We start from the raw sequence: 22,045 nt of genomic DNA on the forward strand, positions 1-22,045 counted from the left end.
ACGCGGCCGCTCCGGCGGCAGCGCCGGTGGCGGAGGCGGCGGCTACGAAGGCGGCAATCGCTACGACGACTCGCAACCCCCACGCGCGAATGCCCACCTGGGCACGCACATGGGCCATGCCAACCCAGGCCATCGCAACTCCAGCCATGCAGGCGGCGGCGCTGGCGGCCAGCCAGATCCCATGCGCACCAGCGTGGACAGCTTGGGCGGCGGCGGTCGCCGTGGCGGTGGTGGCTATCGTGGCAACAACGGTGGAGGTGGCGGCTATGGCGGAGGCGCGGGTGGTTCTGGTGGCCGGGGCAACGGGTCTCGTGGGCCGGGCGGTTCTCGCGGCTCTTTTGGCCGCTGATCCGTCGGTAGGCAAAAATACAGCCCATACCGGCACAGCGCCGGGCGAAGCGCTGCCACCCGAGGTGCATGCGCTGTATGCCCTTGGTCGGCGCATGCCTGACATCACGCATCCACGGCTGCACCTGCACACAGTGGATTTTGCGGCCTTGGGCGCCCGGCCCGCGGTCCCGGCCCTGCCGCATGTAGATGATGTCTACATCACGTTGGGGACGACCATCGCAGCGGCCGGCAGCCAGCAGGCTTTTCGCGCGGTGGACCACGACGCGGTGATCGCCACCGCGCGCACAGCGATGGCGGCCGGTGCCACCCGCTGCGGGGTGGTAACCGCCATGGGCGCAGACGCAAATTCCCGCATTTTCTACAACCGTATCAAAGGCGAGGTCGAGCAGGCGCTCAAAAGCCTGGGCTTTGACACGCTCGTGATCGCGCGCCCATCCTTGCTGCTGGGTGAACGCCGGGCTCTGGGCCAGGCCGCGCGCCCCGCCGAGTCCCTGTCCATCAAGGCCTTCAAGTTGCTGGACCCGCTCATCCCCGCCAGCTACCGCGCCCGCCCCGGTGCCGATGTGGCGCGAGCGCTTGTCCATGCCGTGCAAACGCGGCCTTCGGGGCTGCACGTCCTGTCAGGCAACGCGCTGCAGGTCTTCTGACCTCCTCCCCAGTCCACTGCAGTTGCCTGTGCGATGCTGTGGCCTATGCGCCCCAACGACTTCCCCCAGCCCCTGGCCACTTTGATGGTGGCCACCTGCAATGTGCTCAACCTGGCCAATCCTGGCCGCCAGTTCTACGAGAACCAAGACCCCTACAGCCAGACGGAGTTTGATCGCAAGCTCACCTGGCTGGGCGACCGGTTTCGCATGCTCAATGCCGACGTGCTGGCAGTACAGGAGGTGTGGGACGACGCAGCATTCAAGGGCGCCCTCGGCCGCAGCGGCCTGCGCTACGACTTCGTGGCGGTACCCGGGGCGGAGAACGATGCGACGCACACTGGAGCACAAGGCACGCCCCGGGTGGGCATTGCGACACGGCTCAAGGTGGATGCCTTGCAGTCGTTTGCGGAATTTCCTCCGGGCTTCCAGGTAGAAATACCGGGCCTGGGCCTGCACACGCGCTTTGAACGGCCGCCTCTGGTTGCAACACTGCGCATGAAACACGGACAGAGCCTGAACGTACTGACGGCCCACCTCAAATCCAAGCGGCCCAAGTTCCTGCAGGATGCACAGGGCAACCCCACGGAAGACCGGGACGACCGCAAGGTGATGGCGCTGGCATCGTTGCGCTCGCTGATCATGCGGGGCGCCGAAGCCATGGCGCTGCGCTGCCTGGTCATCGACCTGCTGCACCGCACCAGCGTGCCGCTGGTGGTCTTGGGCGATTTCAATGACACCCCGGACAGCGTCACCACACAGCTCATCTGCGCCACCAATGAGATCGCCTACGACCGCTCGGCACGCGATGTCGCGCTGTTCAATGCCTACGACCTGCAGGGCGATGCGGCGCTGAAGAAGGATGTCGCGTACTCACACATCCACCAAGGCTCGCCCAGCGTGCTGGACCAGATTCTGGTGAGCGAGGAGTTCGTGCACAACGGCAGGAACAGCATGGGCGACGTGCGGCGCGTGGACTACTTCAACGACCACCTGCACGAAGGACGTGACAGGACCCGATCGGACCACGGTTTTGTGCGCGCACTGCTGCGGCTGAAGATGGCACAGCAGACGGAGCCCTCACCTGCACCGTCCACATCCGCCGGCACCTCGCTGGCTTCGAATCCAGTCCCATCGGCCCCAAAACTGTGACATCCCGCAGGGCTTTGGCGCGTCAACCCCGGGTTTGCAACGGGATGTACGCTGACACGGCATGGCGGTGACGGGCAGGTAACATCACCGTAACAAAGCCGCCCGGCCAGGCCCCAAAAGGCAGATACCACCATGAACATGTACCCCGACCTTCACCGCACCCCACCAGAAGCCTCCTCGGCCCTGCCGCCACCGGCTCGCCCACAGCGCATGCCCTGGAAGGTCTCGGCGTTGCTGGCGGCCGTTCTGCTGACGGCGTGCTCCAGCACTCCTCTTCCACCCTGGCCGTCAACGCCAGCCACGCGAACCAGCGCGCCGGCCCCCTTGCCCCGCGTTCAGCCAGGTACGGTGGTGCCAGCGCCCTTGGGCCAGGCACCACAGGCACAGGCCCCGCGCCAAGGGGCGATCGCCAGCCCGCTGCCACCGCCCGCTCCGCTGGTTGTGCAAAACGAAGGCCCGATGGCGCCACCCTACGGTGCGGCCGTGGCTGCCCGGTTCCCTGATCCACCCATGGCCTACAGCACGCCCGGCTTGGGGCCGGACCGCAGGGCATTCACCACCAACGCGGAGCTGGGCCAGTGGCTGCATTCACTGGCCGACCCGGCTCCCCGTGGGCCCACGCGCACCAAGCTGCTCAACCTGGGCATGTCGCAGCGCGGTGAACCCATCCTGGGCCTGCTGGTGACCCGCGCTGCGGGCACGGAACCCGCCAACCTGGACACCAGCGGGCGGCCCACCGTAGTGCTCGTCGGCCAGCAGCACGGCGACGAGCCCGCAGGCAGCGAAGCGCTGCTCGTGATAAGCCGCGAACTGGCCCATGGCCTGCTGGAACCCCTGCTGGACCGCGTCAACGTGGTGGTAGTGCCGCGCGCCAACCCCGATGGCGCCGCCGTTGGCACCCGCGTCACGGCCAATGGCGTGGACATGAACCGCGACCACCTGCTGCTGAACACCCCCGAGGCCCGCGCTCTGGCCAAGGTGGTGAACGACTACCGCCCCATCCTGGTGGTGGATGCCCATGAATACACGGTGGTGGGCCGCTACCTGCAGAAATTCAACGCCATCCAGCGTTATGACGCCCTGCTGCAGTACACCACCACCGCGAACTACCCCGAGTTTTTGACCAAGGCCTCGCAAGAGTGGTACCACCAGCCCATGGTGGCGGCCCTCAAGGCCCAGGGCCTGACCAGCGACTGGTACTACACCACCTCGACGAACCCGGACGACAAACGCATCTCCATGGGGGGCACCCAACCCGACACCGGCCGCAATGTGAACGGCCTGAAGAATACCGTCAGCCTGCTGATCGAAACACGGGGTGTGGGCATCGGGCGCATGCACATCCAGCGCCGCGTGCATTCTCAGGTCACTGCCATCACCAGTGCGCTGCGCAGCACCGCAGAGCGGGCGGCCAACCTGGAGCAGGTCCGATCCTTCGTCGTGCGCGACGTGAGCGCCCAGGCCTGCCGCGACCAAGTGGTGGTAGAGGCAGCGGCCACTCCCACCCAGCGCGAGCTGGACTTCCTGGACCCCGAAACGGGTGCAGACCGCGCCATCCGGGTGGACTGGAACTCATCCCTCACCTTGCGCCCCACCAAAACCCGCGCCCGCCCCTGCGGCTACTGGCTGTCGGCCAACTCCACCGCCGCCGTTGAGCGCCTGAAAATGCTCGGCCTGCAGGTGATGCGCGTGGCCGAATCCGGATCGGCACTGGCCGATATCTACCGCGAAACCGCGCGTGAGTCCGGCGACCGGCAGGACGTGATCGGCACCATCGCTGGCGGCAAGGGCATTGTTCGCGTGCAGGTATCGCCAGTGCGCAGTGCCATCGACGTGCCTGCGGGCAGCTTCTATGTGCCACTGAACCAGCCCCGCGCCAACCTGGCAGTGGCCGCCCTGGAGCCCGACACGCAGAACAGCTATTTCGCCAACCACCTGATTGAAGAGCTGGGAAATACCGCGCGCATCATGTCACCCCCTGCCCTGGTGTTTGAAGACATCAACTAGCGCTTGAACGCGCCTGCCTGCAACCCACCGACGAACAATGCAAGGTCTTGTGGGTCGAGGCGGCAGAAATGCGGACCAAGGCGCAGGGGGTAGTACGCTGAAGCAGCCCAAAGGAGTCTGCAACCAGCGCCCCGACAGAGAAAATACTATAAAAATAGTAGCTACCAACGCTTATCCATCAAGCGCTAGCAGCCAAAAATGCATTGAATTCAGGCCCCACCGTGCAGCGATGCAGGGCGGGTATGCCGCGCAAGGCGTGCTTCGGTACGCTCCAGCACATGGCGGGCCATGGCCTGAGCCAGCGCCTCGTCGGCCAGGAACACCGTGCTGTCGCACTCCTGCGCAAGCCGCCGCGCTTCATCGCCGCTGTGGCTGCGCACCACGGTTTCGATATGGGGGTTCAATGTGCGCGCGGTGGTGATGATCTGCCGCACATTCAGGGTGTCCGGCGTAGCAATGACCAGCATGGCGGCGCGGGCGATGTGCGCTTGAATGAGCACGGCAGGGTCCACCGCATCACCAAACACTGCTGCAATGCCGGACTCCCGCAATGACTCCACCAGTTCGCGGTTCTGCTCTGCAACCACAAACGGGATGTCGTTGGCCACCAGCACATTGGCAACGCGGCGCCCCACCCGGCCGTATCCCACCAGCACCACCTGCCGCGCAAGATAGCGGGCGTCGGTGCTCATGGGCAGTTCGGCCAGGGGGTCGTCGCGCTGCTCCAGCCGCCGTGCCAATGCCGACCGGGCGCGCAACCAGGCCTGCAGCGGGGCAATGGCATGAAAAAGCATCGGATTGAGCGCCATCGAAATCAGCGCCCCCGCCAGCACCAGGCTGGCCCCTTCGGGCGGCAGCAGCCCCAGCGATGCGCCCAGCGCCACCAGGATGAAAGAGAACTCCCCGATCTGCGCCAGGCTCGCCGAGACCGTGAGCGCCGTATTGAGCGGGTAGCGAAATGCCAGCACCAGGGCTGCTGCGGCCAGCGTCTTGCCCAGCATGATGATCGCCACCACCGCCAGCACCTGCATTGGCCGGCTCCACAGCACGGAGGGGTCGAACAACATGCCCACCGAGACAAAAAACAGCACGGCAAAAGCGTCGCGCAGCGGCAAGGACTCTTGCGCAGCCCGGTGGCTGAATTCCGACTCGCGCATCACCATGCCGGCAAAAAAAGCCCCCAGCGCAAACGACACCCCAAACAGCGCGGCAGACCCAAAGGCAATGCCCACCGCAGCGGCCACCACACAGAGCGTGAACAGCTCCCGCGAACCCGTGCGCGCCACCTGCCAGAGCACCCAAGGGAACAGACGGCGCCCCACCAGCAGCATCAGCGCAACAAACCCTCCAACCTGCAGCAACGTCCATCCCAAGGTCTGCCACAGCGCCGCGCCATCCACGCCCTGGGCGGCGGAACCTTCCCCCCCTTTGCCGCCACCCAGCCAGCCTGCCAGCGGCGGCAGCAACACCAGCACCAACACCATGGCCAGGTCTTCCACCACCAGCCAGCCCACGGCAATCCGCCCGGTGTGACTGTCCAGAATGCCCAGGGTCTCCAGCGCACGCAACAGCACCACCGTGCTAGCCACCGAGAGCGCCAAGCCAAACACCAAAGCCCCACCCAAGCCCCAGCCCCACCAGGTGGCCAAAGCCATGCCCAGCGCCGTGGCCACCATCATCTGCACCACCGCCCCGGGCACCGCAATCTTGCGCACGGCCAGCAGATCACCCCACGAGAAATGCAGGCCGACGCCAAACATCAACAGCATCACGCCGATTTCAGCCAACTGGCTGGCCATTGCCGCATCTGCCACAAAACCAGGTGTGTACGGCCCGATGACCACGCCCGCCAGCAGATACCCGATCAACGCTGGCAACCGCAACCGCGTAGCCACAAAACCCAACGCCAGGGCCAGCCCCAGCGCGGCAGCGATGGTGTGTATGAGCGTGACGCTGTGCGGCATGGTGCGGGCGGAGTGGGGGAATGCGTTAGCGGGTAGGTGACCTCGTTATACCCGCATCCACCGGGCTTTTGCTACTACCGACATCGGAGCCGCCGTCTTCGGGCCAGCTCCGTACGCAGGGTATGATTCGCGGTCTGCGCTACAGCGCAGTTGCGAAATGTTTTGCAATACAAGCAAGTAGGCGCTTCTCTGCCAAAAGCTTGTCTACTGCCCGTAGCTCAACTGGATAGAGCAATAGCCTTCTAAGCTATAGGTCGGGGGTTCGAGTCCCTCCGGGCAGGCCAAAATACCCCCTCACACAGTCTCACACCCTCTCAGAACCCGCACGTTTCCTAGCGTTGCGGGTTTTTTGTTGTCTCAAGCCATTTCACTACGTACCATGAGATACCGTCAAAAAAACGGTATCTCTGACGGTATCTCTGAAGTACCGCACCCCAGATACCGTTAGCAGGGGAAGCAATGGCACTCACAGACACATTCGTTAGACAGGTGAAGCACACTGGCAAAGCCAGCGGGGACAAGCACGCCGATGGCGGTGGCATGTACCTGCTGGTCAAGGCCAGCGGCAGGTACTGGCGCATGGACTACACCCATGCCAATAAACGCAAAACACTTGCATTAGGCGTGTACCCCGAAGTCTCTTTAGCCAAAGCCCGCAAGCGCCGCGAAGAAGCCCGCGAACTCCTGGCAGAAGGCCTGGACCCCAGCGCAGCCAAGAAGGCCGAAAAGCTGGCAACACGCGTAGCCGCAGCCAACACCTTTGAAGCGGTGGCCCGTGAATTCCACGCCACCCAAGCCAGCGGGTGGAGCCCCCGCTATGGGGCGCGGTGGATCGAGCGCATGGAGAAAGACCTGTTCCCGCACATCGGCAAGCTGACCCTGCCCGCCATCACCGCCCCCGTGCTGCTGGATGCACTGCGCAAGGTAGAGAAGCGCGGCGCCAACGAAACCGCCCACACCCTGCGCCAGACCGCTGGGCAGGTGTTCCGTTACGGTGTGCAGACCGGGCGCTGCGAGCGCAGCCCCGTGACTGACCTGCACGGCGCATTGAAACCTATCGTGGTCAAGCACATGGCTGCCGTGCTGGAACCTGCCAAGGCGGGCGAGCTGCTGCGGGCCATTGATGGCTACACCGGCCAGCCCATGACCAAGGCGGCGCTGGCACTGTCTGCCCTGCTCTTTCAGCGCCCCGGCAACATCCGGCAGATGGAATGGGCGTGGATCGACTTCGACAAGGCCCTGCTGACCATTCCATCCCAGGACATGAAGCGGCGACTGGCGCAGAAGCTCAACGGCAGGCCGCACTTTGTGCCCCTGGCCCCGCAGGCCATCGCCATCCTGAAAGAGCTGCAGCCCCTCACCGGCCATGGCCGCTATGTGTTCCCCAGCCTGCGCACCGGCGAACGGGCCATGAGCGACAACACCATCAATGCAGCCCTTCGGCGCATGGGCTTTGCATCCGACGAAATGAGCGCACACGGGTTTCGGGCGATGGCGCGGACACTGATGATTGAGCGCATCCACGGCATATCCGCCGATGTGATCGAAGCCCAACTGGCGCACGGCAAGTCAGGGCCGCTGGGGGCCGCCTATGACCGAGCGGAATTCATGGAGCAACGACGCCGGATGATGAAAGAGTGGGCGGATTATCTGGACAAGTTGCGTATTGGCGCAGATGTAATTCCCCTTCGACACACGGCATGACATCCCCTGTAAGCCGCCCGCCAACCAGACACCTACATCCACAGCAAGGCCCTGTGCCACGACGACGACAATGAAAAGAGCATGGACAAGTTGGACAACAAATCCAACGGCAACTTCGATGACCGCGACATCCTCACCAACATCGACGACCACCAAGAAATACACGTAGAGGACGTCCAGAGTCGTGTTTTTCAGTGGTTTTCATGCGGATGACCAAATCCGGACGCCGCTGGCACGAGCCCTTATTCCATGCGGGTTTCGCAGCAAAAAGTCGTCGAAACGCGCTTACGACAGCAAACCCAACCGCGCCGAGTTGCCCACTGCTGTGAATAAGACGTTCCTCCACTGGGGTCAGACAGGTTGCACACACGTTATCCACAAACATGTGCCATGACAGGCGTGCGAGACAACATATATAGTGTCTTTACTTGTTGGACTCAGATAACCATACAGTAGTCCAAAAGGCGAACCCCCCAAACCGTTGGCGCGGCGAGGGGGGTTCTAGGTGCACCGGAGAGCCGGATGCGTTGCTTAGTTTGACGGCCAAGCAACTCGATCCTAGCACCGAGCGGATGTAAGGGGAATTACTGGACGAATGCCCAGTTTCTGATCCGTTTTGTGGCTCCGGTGTCTTTCTGGTCGTTTATGAAAGGCATCTATATGCAGCCATCTCCCCAGCAAACCCTCCTGCGCCTGCCGCAAGTGCTGGCCCGCTTTCCAGTGTCCCGCAGCGGCTGGTATGCGGGCGTCAAGTGCGGCAAGTACCCTGCCCCGATCAAGACCGGCCCGCGTACAGCCATGTGGCGCGCCAGCGAAATCGAAACCCTTATTGCTTCCATCGGCAAGTAAGGGGGCCCAATGCAAAAGCAAACTTATGGCGTAACGCCAGGATGCGTCGCGCCCCACGTATACGCAAGCGGCTTTGACGCACTGCCCGACAGCGCTTTTATCCGCGAAGCGCAGCTGGTGCAGAGCCCCAAGCGTCCCCACAGCCCCGCCCCCCTGCCCTTCAGCGCGCCCACGCTATGGCGTAAAGTCAAAGCAGGCACGTTCCCTAAGCCGCACCGCCTATCTGAGCGCGTGACGGCCTGGAAGGTGGGCGATGTGCGCGCATGGATCAACCAACACACCGCCGATGCGTAAGGGGGCACACCATGCACACCGACGCAACCAAGCGGCAGGCACTGGCCGAGATTCTGGCCGCACATCCGGGCACCGACACCACGGCGCAATGCACGCGCATCCGGGCAGCGCTGGCCCGCTTTGCACTCACCACGTTTGAGGCTTCACGCTTTCTGGACTGCTACGACCCGCGCGCACGGGTGATGCAAATACGCCATGCCGGTGATGTGATCCGCACACACTGGCAGACGGTAGAGACTGAAGGCGGCGGCAAACACCGCGTGGGGCTCTACGTTCTGGAACCCAAGGGGGGCCACCATGCATAGCGCCATTGATGGATTTAGCACCGCCATGGAAGCGGCGGGCCTGCCACCACCGCCCACCATTGAGGCTGATGGCAGCCTGCACCGTTTCAGTACCAGCGGCAAGCGCGGCGACGATTCGGGCTGGTATTTGCTGCACCCGGACGGCATCGCAGCGGGCGTGTTTGGCTGCTGGCGCAATGGCTGGTCACAGACCTGGAGCAGCAAGCCCGACTCCGCCATGACCCAGGCCGAGCGCGACGCACACCACCAGCGCATCAAGGCCATGAAGGCGCAGCGCGATGCAGAGCAGGCCCAACGCCAGCAACAGGCCCGCCAGACAGCGGCGGCGCTGTGGCAGGCCGCAGCACCGGCCATGCAGCATGAGTACCTGGCACACAAGGGCATACAGCCCCACGGCGCCCGGTGTGATGGGCAGCGGCTGGTGATCCCCTTGCGTGATGTGGATGGCACCCTGCACAGCCTGCAGACTATTGCGCCCGATGGCGATAAGCGATTCCTGCCCGGCGGGCGGGTGGCGGGCTGCTATCACTCCATGGGCAAGCCCCAGGGCGTGCTGGTGGTGTGCGAGGGCTTCGCCACCGGGGCCAGCATCCATGAGGCCACAGGGCACGCTGTGGCAGTGGCTTTCAACGCAGGCAACCTGCTGCCCGTGGCCCAGGCACTGCACGGCAAGTACCCGGCGCTGCGCATCGTCGTGGCGGCCGACGATGACTGGCACACCGATGGAAACCCCGGCCTGACCAAAGCCGCCGAGGCGGCGCAGGCGGTGGGCGGCAACCTGTCAAAACCTGACTTTGGCGACAGCCGCCCAGAGAAGGCGACGGACTTTAACGACCTGCACCAACTGCGCGGGCTGGACGCGGTGAAGGCGTGCATTGATAGTGCCGTGACCGCACCCACCGACTGCGGCTGGCCTGACCCCGTGCCCCTGCCCAGTGGCCTGCCACCCGTGGCGCCGTTTGATGCCGAGCTACTTCCCGAGGCCCTGCGCGGCTGGGTGGCAGACATTGCAGACCGTATGCAGTGCCCGCCCGACTTTACGGCGGTGGGGGCTGTGGTGGCTCTATCCAGCCTGGTCGGCGCGCGTGCAGTGGTCAAGCCCAAGGCCCGCGACGATTGGGCAGTGACCCCCAACCTGTGGGGCGCCATCGTGGGGCGACCCGGCGTGATGAAGTCGCCCGCACTCAGCGAGGTATTGAAGCCCCTGCAGCGCCTTGAAAAAACAGAACGGGAACTGTGGCAGGCCGCGCACGAAGCCTGGCAACTCGATTGCAAGGTGGCCGAGCTGGCCGCCAAGGCCAACGAAAAGCAGGCTGCAGCCCAAGCCGCCAAAGACCCAGCCAAAGCGCGGGCGCTGCTGCAGTCAGCGGACAACATGACACCAGAGCCCACCATGCGGCGCTATGTGGTGAACGATGCCACGGTGGAGAAGCTGGCCGAGCTGCTGACGGTGAACCAGTGGGGCACGCTGGTCTATCGCGATGAAATCCACGGCCTGCTGTGCAGCATGGACAAGCAGGGGCAGGAAGGCGCACGGGGCTTTTACCTGACGGGCTATGACGGCAACCAGGGCCATGCGGTGGACCGCATCGGGCGCGGTGAATCGTTTGTGCCCCGCGTGTGTCTGGCGATGCTGGGCGGCATCCAGCCCGGCAAGGTGCAAAGCTATGTGCGCGACGCCGTGGCAGGTGGTGCGGGTGATGACGGCTTGCTGCAGCGCTTTGGGCTCACGGTGTGGCCTGATGTGAACCGCGAATTTGTGTATGTGGATCGGTGGCCCGACACCCCCGCAAAACAAGCTGCATGGGCGGTGTTTGAGCGCCTGAATCAACTGCAGCCAGTCACCGACAGCGATGCACAGGAATGGCGCTTTACCTCCGATGCACAGGCATTGTTTGAAGAATGGCTGATCCCTTTTGAAACCGAGCTGCGCGGTGAAGAACTACACCCGGCGCTGGTGTCTCACCTAGCCAAATACCGAAAGCTGGTTCCCGCCCTGGCGCTGATCTTTGCCCTGGTAGACACACCCGACAGTGGACACCTGATCCATGGGCGCGAGCTGATGCGCGCATTGGCATGGGCCGACTACCTGCGCACCCATGCCGAGCGCCTGTATGCAGCGGCAGTGATGCCTGAAACCAGCGCGGCCAAGCAACTGCTGGACAAGATCAAGGCAGGCAAGCTGGCAGACAGTGACGGGGCTTTGCTGAATGCCTTCACGCCCCGACAGATCGCGGTGAAACACTGGGCAGGACTGGGCACGCCAGACGCAGTGCGCAAGGCCGCAGACCTGCTGGCCGACTATGGCTGGCTGGAACGCGAGGCAACACCCAGCGGCACAACGGGCGGCAGGCCCAGCGAGCGATATGCATTGCACCCTGCTCTGGTGAAAGGGGGCGCGTGATGAAGTGGCTACAGCGCCTGAAATCGGCACCCACCCCGAACGCCGACGCTACGAAACCTACAGAACCGGGTTTCGTAGGTTTTGTAGCGTGCCCCGATGGGGCTTCTGAAAACTTCAAAACCCCGCAACAGCCACCGGCCAACGAAGCAAACGCAGACCCTGACCGCTGGTGCTGGCCCCATGGCGCTGCGATGAACGCGGCAGAGATTGACACCTTCACGGAGCGGCTAGCGCGCTTCACCGACAAGGGGCTGACCCTGGACGATGCCGAAGCGCTGGCCGACAAGCTGGTGATGCGGGACAGGGACGACGACCACCGCCGACTGTGCCTGGAGTGCGCCCATCTGCAAGGCGTGGACCGCTGGAGCTGCGGCAACTGGAAGCAGGCGACCATCGGCACCCGCGCTGCAGACGCAGGGCTGGCACATGGGCTGGTGGTGATGCTGCAGCACTGCACAGGCTTCAAGGAGCAAGCACGATGAAGAAGAAGGCCCAGGCCCCGGCGGCGCCAAGTGGCAACCCCGACCCCAACACCCTGCAGCTACACAAAGACCCAGCGCAGACTGACGCCGCCCAGATCGCGGCAATGGCGCTGGGCAGCGTTGCAGCCAACGCAATGACTGCACGCACGTTCGCAAAGGGCACGTTTGGTGCGCTGGACGTGACCGAGTGCGTGATGACGCTCAAGAAGCGCGTGGACACCACCCACGGCGGCGACCTCAAGCACGCAGAAACCACGCTCACGGCGCAGGCCGCAACGCTGGACGCCATCTTTAACGAGATGGCCCGGCGGGCAGCGCTAAACATGGGCGAGTATCTGGACGCCACAGAGCGCTATATGCGGCTGGCACTCAAGGCCCAGGGCCAATGCCGCGCCACGCTGGAGACACTGGCCGCCATCAAGAACCCGCCGGTGATCTTTGCCAAGCAAGCCAACATTGCCCACGGGCCGCAACAGATCAACAACAAAACGACAACAAGAAACACCAGCACGCACGCGAGAAAAACAGAAACACTGCAGAACGAACTATTAGAGGATTCAGGGCATGGCAGCACGCACATGGACGCAGGAGCAACGACAACGCCAGCGCGAGGCTATACAGCGGTGGAAGCCCTGGAGCCAATCCACCGGCCCACAAAGCGCCGAAGGAAAGGCGGCGGCGGCGCGTAATGCTTATCGCGGCGGCCAGCGCGATGCCATGCGCAGAGCCATCAAAGAGCTGCGCCAGGCCCTGCGGGCGCAGCGCGATTCGTTGGAAGAAGAGTTGTCCAAAGGTGCGTGACCGCAGACCCAGTAATCAACAGCCGATCGGTTGCGCGGTGAACGCAACAGTGGCCGACTGCAATAGGCCCAAAGACTACATTGAACAACACCATCCAAAGCTGTGGTTGATTCAATACCTGCTTGCTAGCGGTCCGAAACGTTTGTCGGAGTGCCCGGTCCCGGCCTGCTGGCAAGCTACAGCTATCAAGTTGGTACTTGCCGGGATCCGAGGAGTTTTTATACTTGCATGTCTAAACAGCCATCCGCTTGCAAACGTAGGCTGCCAGCCACTTTCAAAAGCAATCAGTGTTCAGGATATCAAGCACGGACCAGCTTATTTCTCAAGACTTGCGGGACAAATTTCGTTAGACCCAGACTCATGACTCTTTCGTTTCGCAGGGATTCAAACATGCAAAGATTGCAGACACATCGTCTCTCGGCGCCTATTTCGCTTGTCGCCGCCTTGCTGCTACTTGGCTGCAACGCTGGCGGCCAGGACAACACCCGCGTTGTCGCGCTTGAAACCAAAGTCGTCACTCTAGAATCAAGAATCGTCGCGCTGGAGTCGCAACTCTCCGACGTGAAGCGGCGAGTTGAAATCAACGAGCTGTTTAGAGATTTGGGTGGGGTCGCTTATCTCACGCCAGGCTCCGCCGGGTATTCTGTGGTTCGTATGGATCTCGGCAATCTCACCGTAGGCCTATCGAACGTGGCTGCTTACGCCAACGGAAGCAAAGTAACCTTGCAATTTGGCAACCTTACAAGTGCGACAGTTGACGGCCTGAAAGCCACAATTGATTGGGGTCCAGTAGATGCAACGGGAAAACCGAACAACAGCGAAGCTAAGTCGAAGGAGTTTTCCGCTACTGAGTCTCTGCTGCCCGGCAACTGGAACAGCACCGAAATCGTCTTGGAAGGCGTTCCACCCGCTGCCCTGGGCTTTGTCCGCGTTCGTGAAGTCAGCCACCGCGCCATTCGAATGCGAGGCAGATAGCGGGGTCTTACACGTAGAAAAAAAGCTCCCGATTGAAAACAATCAAACGATTGGCCGGGCCAGCGTGCGGGGAGCGTGCCACAGGGGGTCACTTTCACAAATGACGGTACTTTTGACGGTACTTTTCTAAATCGAAAACATGAAACCCAGTATTTATGCGGGTTTCGAGGCACTATGTGAACTCCTCCGGGCCTCTGAAAAACACCTTTTCTGCATTGCGCGAGGGAAGAATCGGGGAGGAATTTTCGATTCATGCGACGCCATCCTGACAAAATCGCAGGCATGGCCGCCCAGAACATCGTAGACCTCCCACCCTGCCGCCCAGGCATGGCAGACACCCACCGCCGCGCGACAAACGCATTCCGCGCACACTGGCGCGCACACGGTACAGCGCAACCGCAGAAGCTGGTCCTGACCAGGGCCCAGGCCGACGATCTGCTTCTGTGCCGCCTCTATGGCTGCGTGCCAATGAATGGCGTGAAGCCAGAGCAAGGCAAATTCAATGGCAGCCCGATAGAGGTATCGGATGCCACTGCTGGCGTTCTTGTGGCCCACGATGGCACCGAGATGCCGCTGGCGGACTTTGACCAACTAGCTCACGCCTGAAGCCAGCTCTGGACGGTCGTTCTATATGGATGACCTCCTACGACGGCCGACACAGGCGAGTGTCCCAATGAACTCTTTCCACAAGGAGCTCGCCATGGCCACCGACCCGAACGAACACCCAGCCCACAAGGTCCCCGAGACCTATCCCCTTCCCCCGGGCGACCTGCCGCCCAGTACCGAGACGCCGACTATCCCCCCGCAGCCCCAGCTCCCCCAATCAGGGCCGGACTACGTTGGCGAAATTGAGGATGAAGGAGCAGATCCTGTGGGCCCGTCGCCCAGGACCAGATTTCTTCCGATTGCGGACGTCACTTAGCCCCGCTGACGCCGCATAGCTACCATGCCCAGCATAGCCAGCAATGACGACAGTCCAAGTAAGGTGTACTCACCGAGCGTAGGAATGCTAGCTGGAGCGGCGGGTGGCGCTAGCCCCACATTGATGATGATCTCGTCGCCAGATGGCACGAACAACGTTTGAGTCCCCACGTTAAGGCCAATCGCTGCCAACGTCGTGCCTGCAAAAATCGTTTGATTGATGATCGGAGACGCAGAAACATAGTTTTCCGGTAGGTACAGCTCAGTTCCCAGGAGAAACACGTTGGGCCCCGAAGAGCTTGACCCAGCGGTCGGCACTACAGCAGGCAGCGAAATGCCAGGCGACAGCGCCCCAGGATACCAATCTCCGTTTGTATCTGAGCCAATGCAGAGGGCATTTGTACCGATGAATCCATCACCAAGAAGACACGGTCCAATGAGGCCCACGGAGGAGAAAGAACTGGTGTTTATCGAGCCTGAGCCACTCATCACAAGATCAGGCCCCACCTGATTGATGTTGATCGTGTAAACAGCCTGAGCTAGGTTCGCTCCCAGGAAGAAAATCAAGCCCACGCCAACGTCTCGCAAATTCATCTCCACCCCTTCATAAGAATACGTATCATTTGAAGTGTAGAGGATGTCTTTGATCCAGCCTAAGCCAAAGTTGCGGGCACGGCCCATGTAAGGTCGGTTTTGGGGTGGTGAAAAGGTCGGCCCCTCCAGCTCCCGAAGGGCGATGCAAGGCGCCAAGCTGGTGAAGTTGTCTATGTCCTCCCGGGGCTCCGAACTCACCCAGCTCCTCAAGGCCGTCAAATACTTGGGCCCGGTAGTTGCCGGGTTCTATCTTGTCGATTCTCAGCGTCAGGATCATCAGCGTTCAATGGATCAGGAGACGGCACAGCCACAGCGTGGAATGCGGTTCACAACCGACCATCTCAGCGTCGGCTTCCACCCCTGGCTCACGATTCAAGCGGCGCGGTGGCTCAGTTCTACTTCGGCGCGGACATTTCATGCACTGATGCCTGAAAGGACACTCCCTTCCATCAAAATTCGGAGCACTATCGGTTTGGCTGCGGGACGGCAGCGTAGTTCATGGCGATGGCCTGGACCACCGCGCCGATGAGCGCGCCATCGCCCGCACTCTGAGGCAAAACCTCCCGAACGATCTGGACCGCGTACTCCAGCTGCTCCTTGGCAAGGGCTGCTGACATGGCGTTGCCACGTTTTTCGCTGGGCGACGCGTCGCGGATCACAAGGCTCATGGAAGACTCCAGAAAAAGCTAAAGACGCAGTATGCGCTGCATACGACGCGCTACATCCCGGCACTACCCAAATCCCGCCAAGAAAGACTGTTCGAAGAGTGGGCTGAAGTAATGGCTCCGGACTGCCCCTCACATGCTGGAGGCCCAAAACAAAAAAGCGCCGCAACATTTGTTGCGGCGCTTTTTCTGATTTGGGGTGGCTGATGGGGCTCGAACCCACGACAACAGGAATCACAATCCTGGACTCTACCAACTGAGCTACAGCCACCGTAGCTTTGTATTATAGCCTGGGATTTGAGCCCCAAGACCAATTTGCTTAATTTTCTGCAGCGGCCTGCAAAGTGGCCGAGGGTCGCGGCGCTTTGATCTCTGCCTTGAAACGCTTCTTGAGCATCTCGTAGTACGCTTGGCCTTCCGCCGAAGCCCACCACTGCATATATTGCTGCCGCTCCTGCTGCGCGCGCTGGCCCTCTGGAGCCGGCCGAGGCACCACACGGTTCACCTTGACCACAGCATAACCCTCGCTCCCCAGGTCCACACCAACCCAGGCTGGGAGAGCGTCGGCTGTCGGCGCGTGCAGCGCTGCGTCAATCAGAGGACGGGGCAGGTTCTGGGCCTGCTCACGCGAAATCTGGATGGGAGCCCCCAGGCCGCTGGCGGTGGCCGGGGCCGCTTTCCACGCAGCCAGCTTGGCTTCGCCTTCCTTGCGCGCCAACTCAGAGGCTTTCTGCCCCACATACAGTTCGCGCACGCGGGCTCGCACTTCTTCCAGCGGCAGGGTTTTGGCGGGGGTGTACTGCACCACACGGCCAGCAGCCAGTTGGCTGGGGCCTATTTCCACGGCCTCGGTATTGCGTTTGTTCTGCACCGAATCCGAAGAGAAAAGTGCTTCCAGGAACTTGGGGTTGGCCAGTGGCCCCACCGCGCCAGGAGCTGGCGTGCGGGTGAGGCCGGACGCGGTCTGCACCTTGAGCTTGAGCTTGTCTGCCACCGGCTTGAGGCTGTCTGCCTGTTCATACACGCTGTTCGTGAATGACTCCGCCACCTCGGCAAACTTGCGCTGCGCCTGCTGCTGCTTGAGTTCGGCTTCCATGGTGGGGCGCAGTTCTTCAAAGGAAGGCTGGCGGGGTGCCTTGATGTCGGTCAGCTGGATGATGTGGTAACCGAAGTCGGTTTCCACCAGATCGCTGATTTCACCCTTCTTGAGGGCAAAGGCCGCGTCTTCAAACGGCTTGACCATGGCGCCCCGTCCGAAGAAATTCAGATCGCCACCTGCGGTGGCCGATCCTTTGTCGTCCGAGGCCTTCTTGGCCACATCCGCAAACGTGGCTGGCGCCTTGCGCACCTGGGCCAGCAGTTCCGTCGCACGTGCCTTGGCCTTCTCACGGTCGGCAGACGATGCGTCCTTGGAGGCATTGATCAGGATGTGGCTGGCGCGACGCTCTTCCTTGCCAGCCATGCGCGCAACGTTTTCCTTGTAGTAGGTGCGCAAGTCGTCCTCATTGAGGGTGATACCGGAACGCACGCTGTCGAGGTCCAGAACCACATACTCCACCGAAGCCTGCTCCATCTGAAGGAACTTTGCGGGATTTGCCTTGTAGTAGGACTCCAGATCTGCATCCGTGGGCGCAACCTTGGCAGAGAAATCTGCAGACTTGAAGCGCACCACCTGGATTTCTCGCTGCTCATAGAGCGGGTCCAGCGCGAGCTTGACCTGGGCATTGGTACTGAAGGCGGTACCCATCACACCACCAATGACCTGGTTGATCGACAGATCGCGGCGGACATTGGCCTCGAAGCCTTCCGGCGTCAAACCTTGCGTACCCACCAGGGCCCGATAGGCTTCTGCGTCCAGCGTACCGTCAGCGCGCTTGAGCCCTGCAATGGCGGGAATCTCCTGCAGGCTGCGTGCCAGCCGCGAATCACTCGTCACCAGGTGCATTTCCTTGGCGGCTGCTGCCAGCACGCGGTCGCGCACCAGGCGCTCGAGCGTGGCGTAGCGGGCCTGGGGAGAGTCAAGAAGCTTGGGATCGACCGAGGGAGACTGCGCACGCATGCGGTCGGTCTCCATGCGATGGGCATTGTCCCAGTCAGTCTGGTTGATCTTGTCGCCATCGACGCGCGCCACCACTGGGCTCTTTTCAGAGAAGTAGTTGCTGTCAATGCCTACCAGCACAAACGATGGAATGATCAGCAAGAACAATAAGATCATCACGATCTTGGAGTGCTTGCGGATGGATTCAAACATGGTCGATCTTTCAGAAGGCAAAAAACAAAAGGCGAACTTGCGTTCGCCTTTGTTCGGTGGTGGTGGGTCCTGACGGTCTCGAACCGCCGACCTACTCCGTGTAAAGGAGCCGCTCTACCAACTGAGCTAAGGACCCCACCTAAACTGATCCTCAGTTCAAGGCATCTTTCAATGCCTTGCCAGGACGGAACTTTGGAACTTTAGCAGCTTTGATTTTAATCGTAGCGCCGGTACGGGGATTGCGGCCCGTGCGAGCAGCGCGTTTGCCGACCGCAAAGGTACCGAAACCGACGAGCGAAACGGTGCCGCCCTTCTTCAGGGTCTTCTTGACGGCCTCGATCGTGGATTCCAGGGCACGAGCAGCGGCGGCCTTGGAGATGTCGGCGTTGGTAGCGATGTGCTCAATCAGTTCGGTTTTGTTCACAAGAAGCCTCTCGGAAAAGAGTTGATGGAATGTCTCGCGGATATCTGGTCTTCACACGTCCGAAAGCGCAGCCGGAGGCTGGTTGAAAACAGACGGGGGAATGACTGGCATACACAGCAGTGGCTGCTGCATCAGATTAAAGCCATCGAGTTTCCGGGTGTCAATACAACACGCTGGTTTGGCGCAGCGTTGGGATGAATTCTAGTCGTATTTCACGCTGCGACAGGGCTTGTGGGGCGTTTTTGTCTCAAACACGCCGTATGGGCAGCACTCCGTATTGACACCCCAGTTCCGACAATGCAGCGCAGGCCACAGTCCCCCGCATTCATCCACAAAACCCCCGACGGGATGCGCGCGCCCCACTCCTGCTACTTCACACGCGCCCGGATTTCTGGCAATGCCTTTTGCAGGTAGTACACCATCGACCAGACCGTGAGCACAGCCGAGGCCCAGATGAGCCAGGTGCCCCACACGCCGGTATCGATGACGCCGAACAGGCGCCCGTCATAAAGAAGGAAGGGGATGGCCACCATCTGCACCGTAGTCTTGACCTTGCCGATCATGTGCACAGCAACGCTCTTGCTCGCGCCGATCTGCGCCATCCATTCGCGCAGGGCTGATATGGCGATCTCGCGGCCGATGATGATGAGCGCAACGAACACATCGGCACGCTGCAGATGCACCAGCACCAGCAGCGATGCACACACCAGAAACTTGTCGGCCACCGGGTCCAGAAAGGCGCCAAACGACGAGGTCTGGTTCAGTTTGCGGGCCAGGTAGCCGTCCAGCCAGTCGGTGGCTGCGAACACCACAAACATCACGGTGGCAATGAGGTTGCGCGTGGCCGGGTCCAGCGGCGCGTAGAACACCCCCACGATCAAAGGTATCGCGACGATGCGCGTCCAGGTCATCAAGGTGGGGATAGTCCAGAACATGGGTCGATTGTGTCACGGCAGGACGAGCAGTCCGGCCGGGGACTCAACGCAAGGCGCGATAGATCTCTTCGGCCAGCTCACGCGAGATGCCGTCCACGGTGACCAGGTCCTCCACACTGGCCGCAGCCACACCGCGCACCCCGCCAAAACGCTGCAGCAGCCGTGCACGCTTCTTGGGGCCCACCCCCGCAATTTCTTCGAGCTGACCACCACCCACCCGCACCTTGGCCCGTGCAGCGCGCATGCCGGTGATGGCAAACCTGTGGGCCTCGTCGCGGATCTGCGCCACCAGCATCAGCGCCGCCGAGTCCTTGCCCAGGTAGACCTTCTCGCGGCCATCTGCAAACACCAGCTCTTCCAGGCCCACCTTGCGGCCCTCGCCCTTTTCCACGCCCACGATGCGAGTCAGATCGAGCCCCAGCGCGGTGAACACCTCGCGCGCCACGCCCACCTGGCCCTTGCCACCGTCGATGAGCACCAGATCGGGCAGGCGTGCCACACCTTTGGGCTTGGTGGGCTCTTCACCCCCGGGCGCGGGGTTGGCCGCAAAGTCGATGCCCCCAGCTTCGCGCGCGGCCTCGGCCACCTTGCTGTAGCGGCGCGTCAGTACCTGGCGCATGGCGGCATAGTCGTCGCCGCCCGTAATGCCTTCGATCTTGTAGCGGCGGTATTCGCTGCTCTGCATCTTGTGGTGATGGAACACTACGCACGATGCCTGGGTGGACTCACCCGCCGTGTGCGAGATGTCAAAACACTCGATGGTGAGTTGGTCCAGATCTTCGGGCGGCAGATCCAGCGCCTCGGCCAGGGCACGCGTGCGCGCCTGTTGCGAGCCCTCTTCGGCCAGCAGGCGGGCCAACTGCAGATCGGCGTTCTTTTGCGCCATGTCCAGCCAGGCGCGGCGCTGTTCGCGCGGCTGGTGGATGGCGGTCACGCGCACACCACTTTGGTCGCCCAGTGCCTCCAGCAACGCCTTGTCCACGGGTTCGCTGGTGACCAGCACCGGCGGCACCGGCACGCCGATGTAATGCTGGGCGATGAACGCTTCCAGCACCAGCACCTCGACACGGCGAATGGGCGCGGCCGGAATATTCTCATCGGTGCCATCACCGCCCTCTTCCTCGAACACGGCGGCAGCGTCTTCCACATGCACCGGGAAATACGGCCGGTCTCCCAGATGCCGCCCCCCGCGCACCATGGCCAGGTTCACGCAGGCGCGGCCGCCTTGCACGCGTACGGCCAAGATGTCCACATCCTTGTCGTCCGCAATCTCGATGGACTGCTGGTGCAGCACCCGCGACAGCGCCTGGATCTGGTTGCGCACATCGGCGGCCTGCTCAAATTCAAGCTTGTCGGAATGCGCCATCATCCGCACCTCCATGGCCTTAAGCACCTCCTGCGTTTCGCCGCGCAGCAGTGCCTCGGCATGCTGCACGTCGGCGGCATAGGCCTCGGGCGAGATCAAGTCCACACAAGGCCCGGTGCAGCGCTTGATCTGGAATAGCAGGCAGGGCCGCGTGCGGTTGGCAAACACCGTGTCTTCGCAGGTACGCAGGCGAAACACCTTTTGCAGCAGTTGGATGGTTTCCTTGACCGCCCAGGCGCTGGGGTACGGACCGAAATAGCGGTGCTTCTTATCGACCGCACCCCGGTAATAAGCCATGCGCGGAAACACTTGAGCGGGCGCATTGCCGCTGGCCGTGGGCGTGCCTGTGATCTTGAGATAGGGATAGCTCTTGTCGTCCCTGAACAGGATGTTGAACTTGGGGTTCAGCGTCTTGATGAGGTTGTTTTCCAGCAGCAGCGCCTCGGCCTCGGAGCGCACCACCGTGGTCTCCATGCGCACGATCTTGCTGACCATGTGGCCGATGCGCGTGCCGCCATGGTTCTTGGTGAAGTAGCTCGACACGCGCCGCTTGAGGTGACGCGCCTTGCCTACATACAGCAGCGCGCCCTGGGCGTCGAAATAGCGGTACACGCCCGGCAGCGCGGGCAGCGCAGCCACCTGGGCCAGGAGTTCTTCGGCATGCACTTCTTCAGACATGGGCGCTATTGTCATGGCAACGCTGTGCTTCTTTCTAAGGACACGTTTTGCCAAGGTGGGAGCCTCGGCATGGAAGGGTACGCAGAGCCAAGACACCAGGTCCAACTGAACAACTTCCAAGCCAGCAAAGGCCTGACCGAGGTCAACTGGAGCAACCTAGCGCCGCAGGACCTGCGCGGCCAATGCGCTCAAGAGCCGACACCGCTCCTTAGAAGCCCTCGAGGGAGGGCAGTTTCCGCTACGGTGACCAATCCATAGCCCCGGTATCCGTGTAAATTA

20 protein-coding genes and 3 tRNA genes are annotated in these 22,045 nt (G+C 62.1%); 14 read left to right on the top strand and 9 right to left on the bottom strand.

Annotated elements, in window-relative coordinates; genetic code table 11:
• Window positions 1-116: 116 nt before the first annotated feature.
• The 3 genes from AC2YJX_RS14040 (at window position 117) to AC2YJX_RS14050 (ending at window position 4,154) form a co-directional block, all read left to right on the top strand.
• Window positions 117-998: a Rossmann-fold NAD(P)-binding domain-containing protein gene (locus tag AC2YJX_RS14040; protein WP_487256366.1), complete on the top strand. Its 882-nt coding sequence runs from the start codon at window positions 117-119 to the stop codon at window positions 996-998.
• Between the two features lie 33 nt (window positions 999-1,031).
• A complete protein-coding gene (locus AC2YJX_RS14045; protein WP_431173702.1) occupies window positions 1,032-2,147 on the top strand; it encodes an endonuclease/exonuclease/phosphatase family protein in 1,116 nt (371 codons plus the stop codon).
• Between the two features lie 132 nt (window positions 2,148-2,279).
• The gene (locus tag AC2YJX_RS14050; RefSeq protein WP_487256367.1) at window positions 2,280-4,154 is read left to right on the top strand and encodes a M14 family metallopeptidase; all 1,875 of its coding nucleotides are present in this window, start codon (window positions 2,280-2,282) and stop codon (window positions 4,152-4,154) included.
• 209 nt (window positions 4,155-4,363) lie between these two features.
• On the opposite strand, the gene AC2YJX_RS14055 is transcribed toward AC2YJX_RS14050, so the two are convergent.
• A complete protein-coding gene (locus AC2YJX_RS14055) occupies window positions 4,364-6,118 on the bottom strand; it encodes a cation:proton antiporter domain-containing protein (RefSeq protein WP_487256368.1) in 1,755 nt (584 codons plus the stop codon).
• A gap of 207 nt (window positions 6,119-6,325) precedes the next feature.
• On the opposite strand from AC2YJX_RS14055, the gene AC2YJX_RS14060 reads away from it, so the two are divergent.
• From AC2YJX_RS14060 to AC2YJX_RS14110, 11 genes are all read left to right on the top strand, one after another.
• Window positions 6,326-6,402: transfer RNA gene (locus AC2YJX_RS14060), tRNA-Arg, on the top strand.
• 175 nt (window positions 6,403-6,577) lie between these two features.
• Window positions 6,578-7,822, top strand: coding sequence for a tyrosine-type recombinase/integrase (locus AC2YJX_RS14065; protein ID WP_487256369.1), 1,245 nt, complete (start codon window positions 6,578-6,580; stop codon window positions 7,820-7,822).
• 81 nt (window positions 7,823-7,903) lie between these two features.
• Window positions 7,904-8,035, top strand: a complete 132-nt coding sequence (locus tag AC2YJX_RS14070) for a hypothetical protein (RefSeq protein ID WP_487256370.1) — start codon at window positions 7,904-7,906, stop codon at window positions 8,033-8,035.
• Window positions 8,036-8,482: 447 nt separating this feature from the next.
• Complete coding sequence (locus tag AC2YJX_RS14075; protein WP_487256371.1) at window positions 8,483-8,671, top strand: helix-turn-helix transcriptional regulator; 189 nt, start codon at window positions 8,483-8,485, stop codon at window positions 8,669-8,671.
• Window positions 8,672-8,680: 9 nt separating this feature from the next.
• Complete coding sequence (locus AC2YJX_RS14080) at window positions 8,681-8,965, top strand: helix-turn-helix transcriptional regulator (RefSeq protein WP_487256372.1); 285 nt, start codon at window positions 8,681-8,683, stop codon at window positions 8,963-8,965.
• Between the two features lie 11 nt (window positions 8,966-8,976).
• On the top strand, window positions 8,977-9,270 hold the full coding sequence (locus tag AC2YJX_RS14085; RefSeq protein ID WP_487256373.1) for a helix-turn-helix domain-containing protein: 294 nt from the start codon (window positions 8,977-8,979) through the stop codon (window positions 9,268-9,270).
• A complete protein-coding gene (locus AC2YJX_RS14090) occupies window positions 9,263-11,674 on the top strand; it encodes a DUF3987 domain-containing protein (RefSeq protein ID WP_487256374.1) in 2,412 nt (803 codons plus the stop codon). The genes AC2YJX_RS14085 and AC2YJX_RS14090 overlap by 8 nt, the downstream gene beginning before the upstream one ends.
• Before the next feature lie 191 nt (window positions 11,675-11,865).
• A complete protein-coding gene (locus AC2YJX_RS14095) occupies window positions 11,866-12,156 on the top strand; it encodes a hypothetical protein (protein ID WP_228894705.1) in 291 nt (96 codons plus the stop codon).
• On the top strand, window positions 12,153-12,845 hold the full coding sequence (locus tag AC2YJX_RS14100) for a hypothetical protein (RefSeq protein WP_487256375.1): 693 nt from the start codon (window positions 12,153-12,155) through the stop codon (window positions 12,843-12,845). The genes AC2YJX_RS14095 and AC2YJX_RS14100 overlap by 4 nt, the downstream gene beginning before the upstream one ends.
• 502 nt (window positions 12,846-13,347) lie before the next feature.
• Window positions 13,348-13,932 carry a DUF3251 domain-containing protein gene (locus tag AC2YJX_RS14105; protein ID WP_228894702.1) on the top strand — a complete coding sequence of 195 codons (585 nt, stop codon included), beginning with the start codon at window positions 13,348-13,350 and terminating at the stop codon, window positions 13,930-13,932.
• A gap of 327 nt (window positions 13,933-14,259) precedes the next feature.
• Window positions 14,260-14,538: a hypothetical protein gene (locus AC2YJX_RS14110; protein ID WP_156358811.1), complete on the top strand. Its 279-nt coding sequence runs from the start codon at window positions 14,260-14,262 to the stop codon at window positions 14,536-14,538.
• 312 nt (window positions 14,539-14,850) lie between these two features.
• On the opposite strand, the gene AC2YJX_RS14115 is transcribed toward AC2YJX_RS14110, so the two are convergent.
• The 8 genes from AC2YJX_RS14115 to uvrC form a co-directional block, all read right to left on the bottom strand.
• A complete protein-coding gene (locus AC2YJX_RS14115) occupies window positions 14,851-15,534 on the bottom strand; it encodes an IPTL-CTERM sorting domain-containing protein (RefSeq protein WP_487256376.1) in 684 nt (227 codons plus the stop codon).
• A 377-nt stretch (window positions 15,535-15,911) separates the two neighbouring features.
• Window positions 15,912-16,115 (bottom strand): hypothetical protein, encoded by a 204-nt coding sequence (locus AC2YJX_RS14120; protein ID WP_055400780.1) that lies wholly within the window; start codon window positions 16,113-16,115, stop codon window positions 15,912-15,914.
• Window positions 16,116-16,307: 192 nt separating this feature from the next.
• A tRNA-His gene (locus AC2YJX_RS14125) sits at window positions 16,308-16,383 on the bottom strand.
• A gap of 48 nt (window positions 16,384-16,431) precedes the next feature.
• Window positions 16,432-18,363, bottom strand: a complete 1,932-nt coding sequence (locus AC2YJX_RS14130) for a SurA N-terminal domain-containing protein (RefSeq protein ID WP_487256377.1) — start codon at window positions 18,361-18,363, stop codon at window positions 16,432-16,434.
• Window positions 18,364-18,423: 60 nt separating this feature from the next.
• A tRNA-Val gene (locus AC2YJX_RS14135) sits at window positions 18,424-18,499 on the bottom strand.
• 15 nt (window positions 18,500-18,514) lie between these two features.
• Window positions 18,515-18,787, bottom strand: a complete 273-nt coding sequence (locus AC2YJX_RS14140; protein ID WP_008906675.1) for an HU family DNA-binding protein — start codon at window positions 18,785-18,787, stop codon at window positions 18,515-18,517.
• 368 nt (window positions 18,788-19,155) lie between these two features.
• Complete coding sequence (gene pgsA, locus AC2YJX_RS14145) at window positions 19,156-19,722, bottom strand: CDP-diacylglycerol--glycerol-3-phosphate 3-phosphatidyltransferase (RefSeq protein WP_055400785.1); 567 nt, start codon at window positions 19,720-19,722, stop codon at window positions 19,156-19,158.
• A gap of 43 nt (window positions 19,723-19,765) precedes the next feature.
• Window positions 19,766-21,766 carry an excinuclease ABC subunit UvrC gene (gene uvrC / locus AC2YJX_RS14150; RefSeq protein WP_487256378.1) on the bottom strand — a complete coding sequence of 667 codons (2,001 nt, stop codon included), beginning with the start codon at window positions 21,764-21,766 and terminating at the stop codon, window positions 19,766-19,768.
• Between the last annotated feature and the right edge of the window lie 279 nt (window positions 21,767-22,045).

The sequence above is a fragment of the Acidovorax sp. SRI_002 genome (assembly GCF_057586455.1).

Bases quoted from the DNA above. Each gene is read 5' to 3' on its own strand.
- AC2YJX_RS14040 (WP_487256366.1), top strand. From the start codon at position 117: ATGCCAACCCAGGCCATCGCAACTCCAGCCATGCAGGCGGCGGCGCTG.
- AC2YJX_RS14045 (WP_431173702.1), top strand. From the start codon at position 1,032: ATGCTGTGGCCTATGCGCCCCAACGACTTCCCCCAGCCCCTGGCCACT.
- AC2YJX_RS14050 (WP_487256367.1), top strand. From the start codon at position 2,280: ATGAACATGTACCCCGACCTTCACCGCACCCCACCAGAAGCCTCCTCG.
- AC2YJX_RS14055 (WP_487256368.1), bottom strand. From the start codon at position 6,118: ATGCCGCACAGCGTCACGCTCATACACACCATCGCTGCCGCGCTGGGG.
- AC2YJX_RS14065 (WP_487256369.1), top strand. From the start codon at position 6,578: ATGGCACTCACAGACACATTCGTTAGACAGGTGAAGCACACTGGCAAA.
- AC2YJX_RS14070 (WP_487256370.1), top strand. From the start codon at position 7,904: ATGGACAAGTTGGACAACAAATCCAACGGCAACTTCGATGACCGCGAC.
- AC2YJX_RS14075 (WP_487256371.1), top strand. From the start codon at position 8,483: ATGCAGCCATCTCCCCAGCAAACCCTCCTGCGCCTGCCGCAAGTGCTG.
- AC2YJX_RS14080 (WP_487256372.1), top strand. From the start codon at position 8,681: ATGCAAAAGCAAACTTATGGCGTAACGCCAGGATGCGTCGCGCCCCAC.
- AC2YJX_RS14085 (WP_487256373.1), top strand. From the start codon at position 8,977: ATGCACACCGACGCAACCAAGCGGCAGGCACTGGCCGAGATTCTGGCC.
- AC2YJX_RS14090 (WP_487256374.1), top strand. From the start codon at position 9,263: ATGCATAGCGCCATTGATGGATTTAGCACCGCCATGGAAGCGGCGGGC.
- AC2YJX_RS14095 (WP_228894705.1), top strand. From the start codon at position 11,866: ATGAACGCGGCAGAGATTGACACCTTCACGGAGCGGCTAGCGCGCTTC.
- AC2YJX_RS14100 (WP_487256375.1), top strand. From the start codon at position 12,153: ATGAAGAAGAAGGCCCAGGCCCCGGCGGCGCCAAGTGGCAACCCCGAC.
- AC2YJX_RS14105 (WP_228894702.1), top strand. From the start codon at position 13,348: ATGCAAAGATTGCAGACACATCGTCTCTCGGCGCCTATTTCGCTTGTC.
- AC2YJX_RS14110 (WP_156358811.1), top strand. From the start codon at position 14,260: ATGGCAGACACCCACCGCCGCGCGACAAACGCATTCCGCGCACACTGG.
- AC2YJX_RS14115 (WP_487256376.1), bottom strand. From the start codon at position 15,534: ATGGGCCGTGCCCGCAACTTTGGCTTAGGCTGGATCAAAGACATCCTC.
- AC2YJX_RS14120 (WP_055400780.1), bottom strand. From the start codon at position 16,115: ATGAGCCTTGTGATCCGCGACGCGTCGCCCAGCGAAAAACGTGGCAAC.
- AC2YJX_RS14130 (WP_487256377.1), bottom strand. From the start codon at position 18,363: ATGTTTGAATCCATCCGCAAGCACTCCAAGATCGTGATGATCTTATTG.
- pgsA (WP_055400785.1), bottom strand. From the start codon at position 19,722: ATGTTCTGGACTATCCCCACCTTGATGACCTGGACGCGCATCGTCGCG.
- uvrC (WP_487256378.1), bottom strand. From the start codon at position 21,766: ATGTCTGAAGAAGTGCATGCCGAAGAACTCCTGGCCCAGGTGGCTGCG.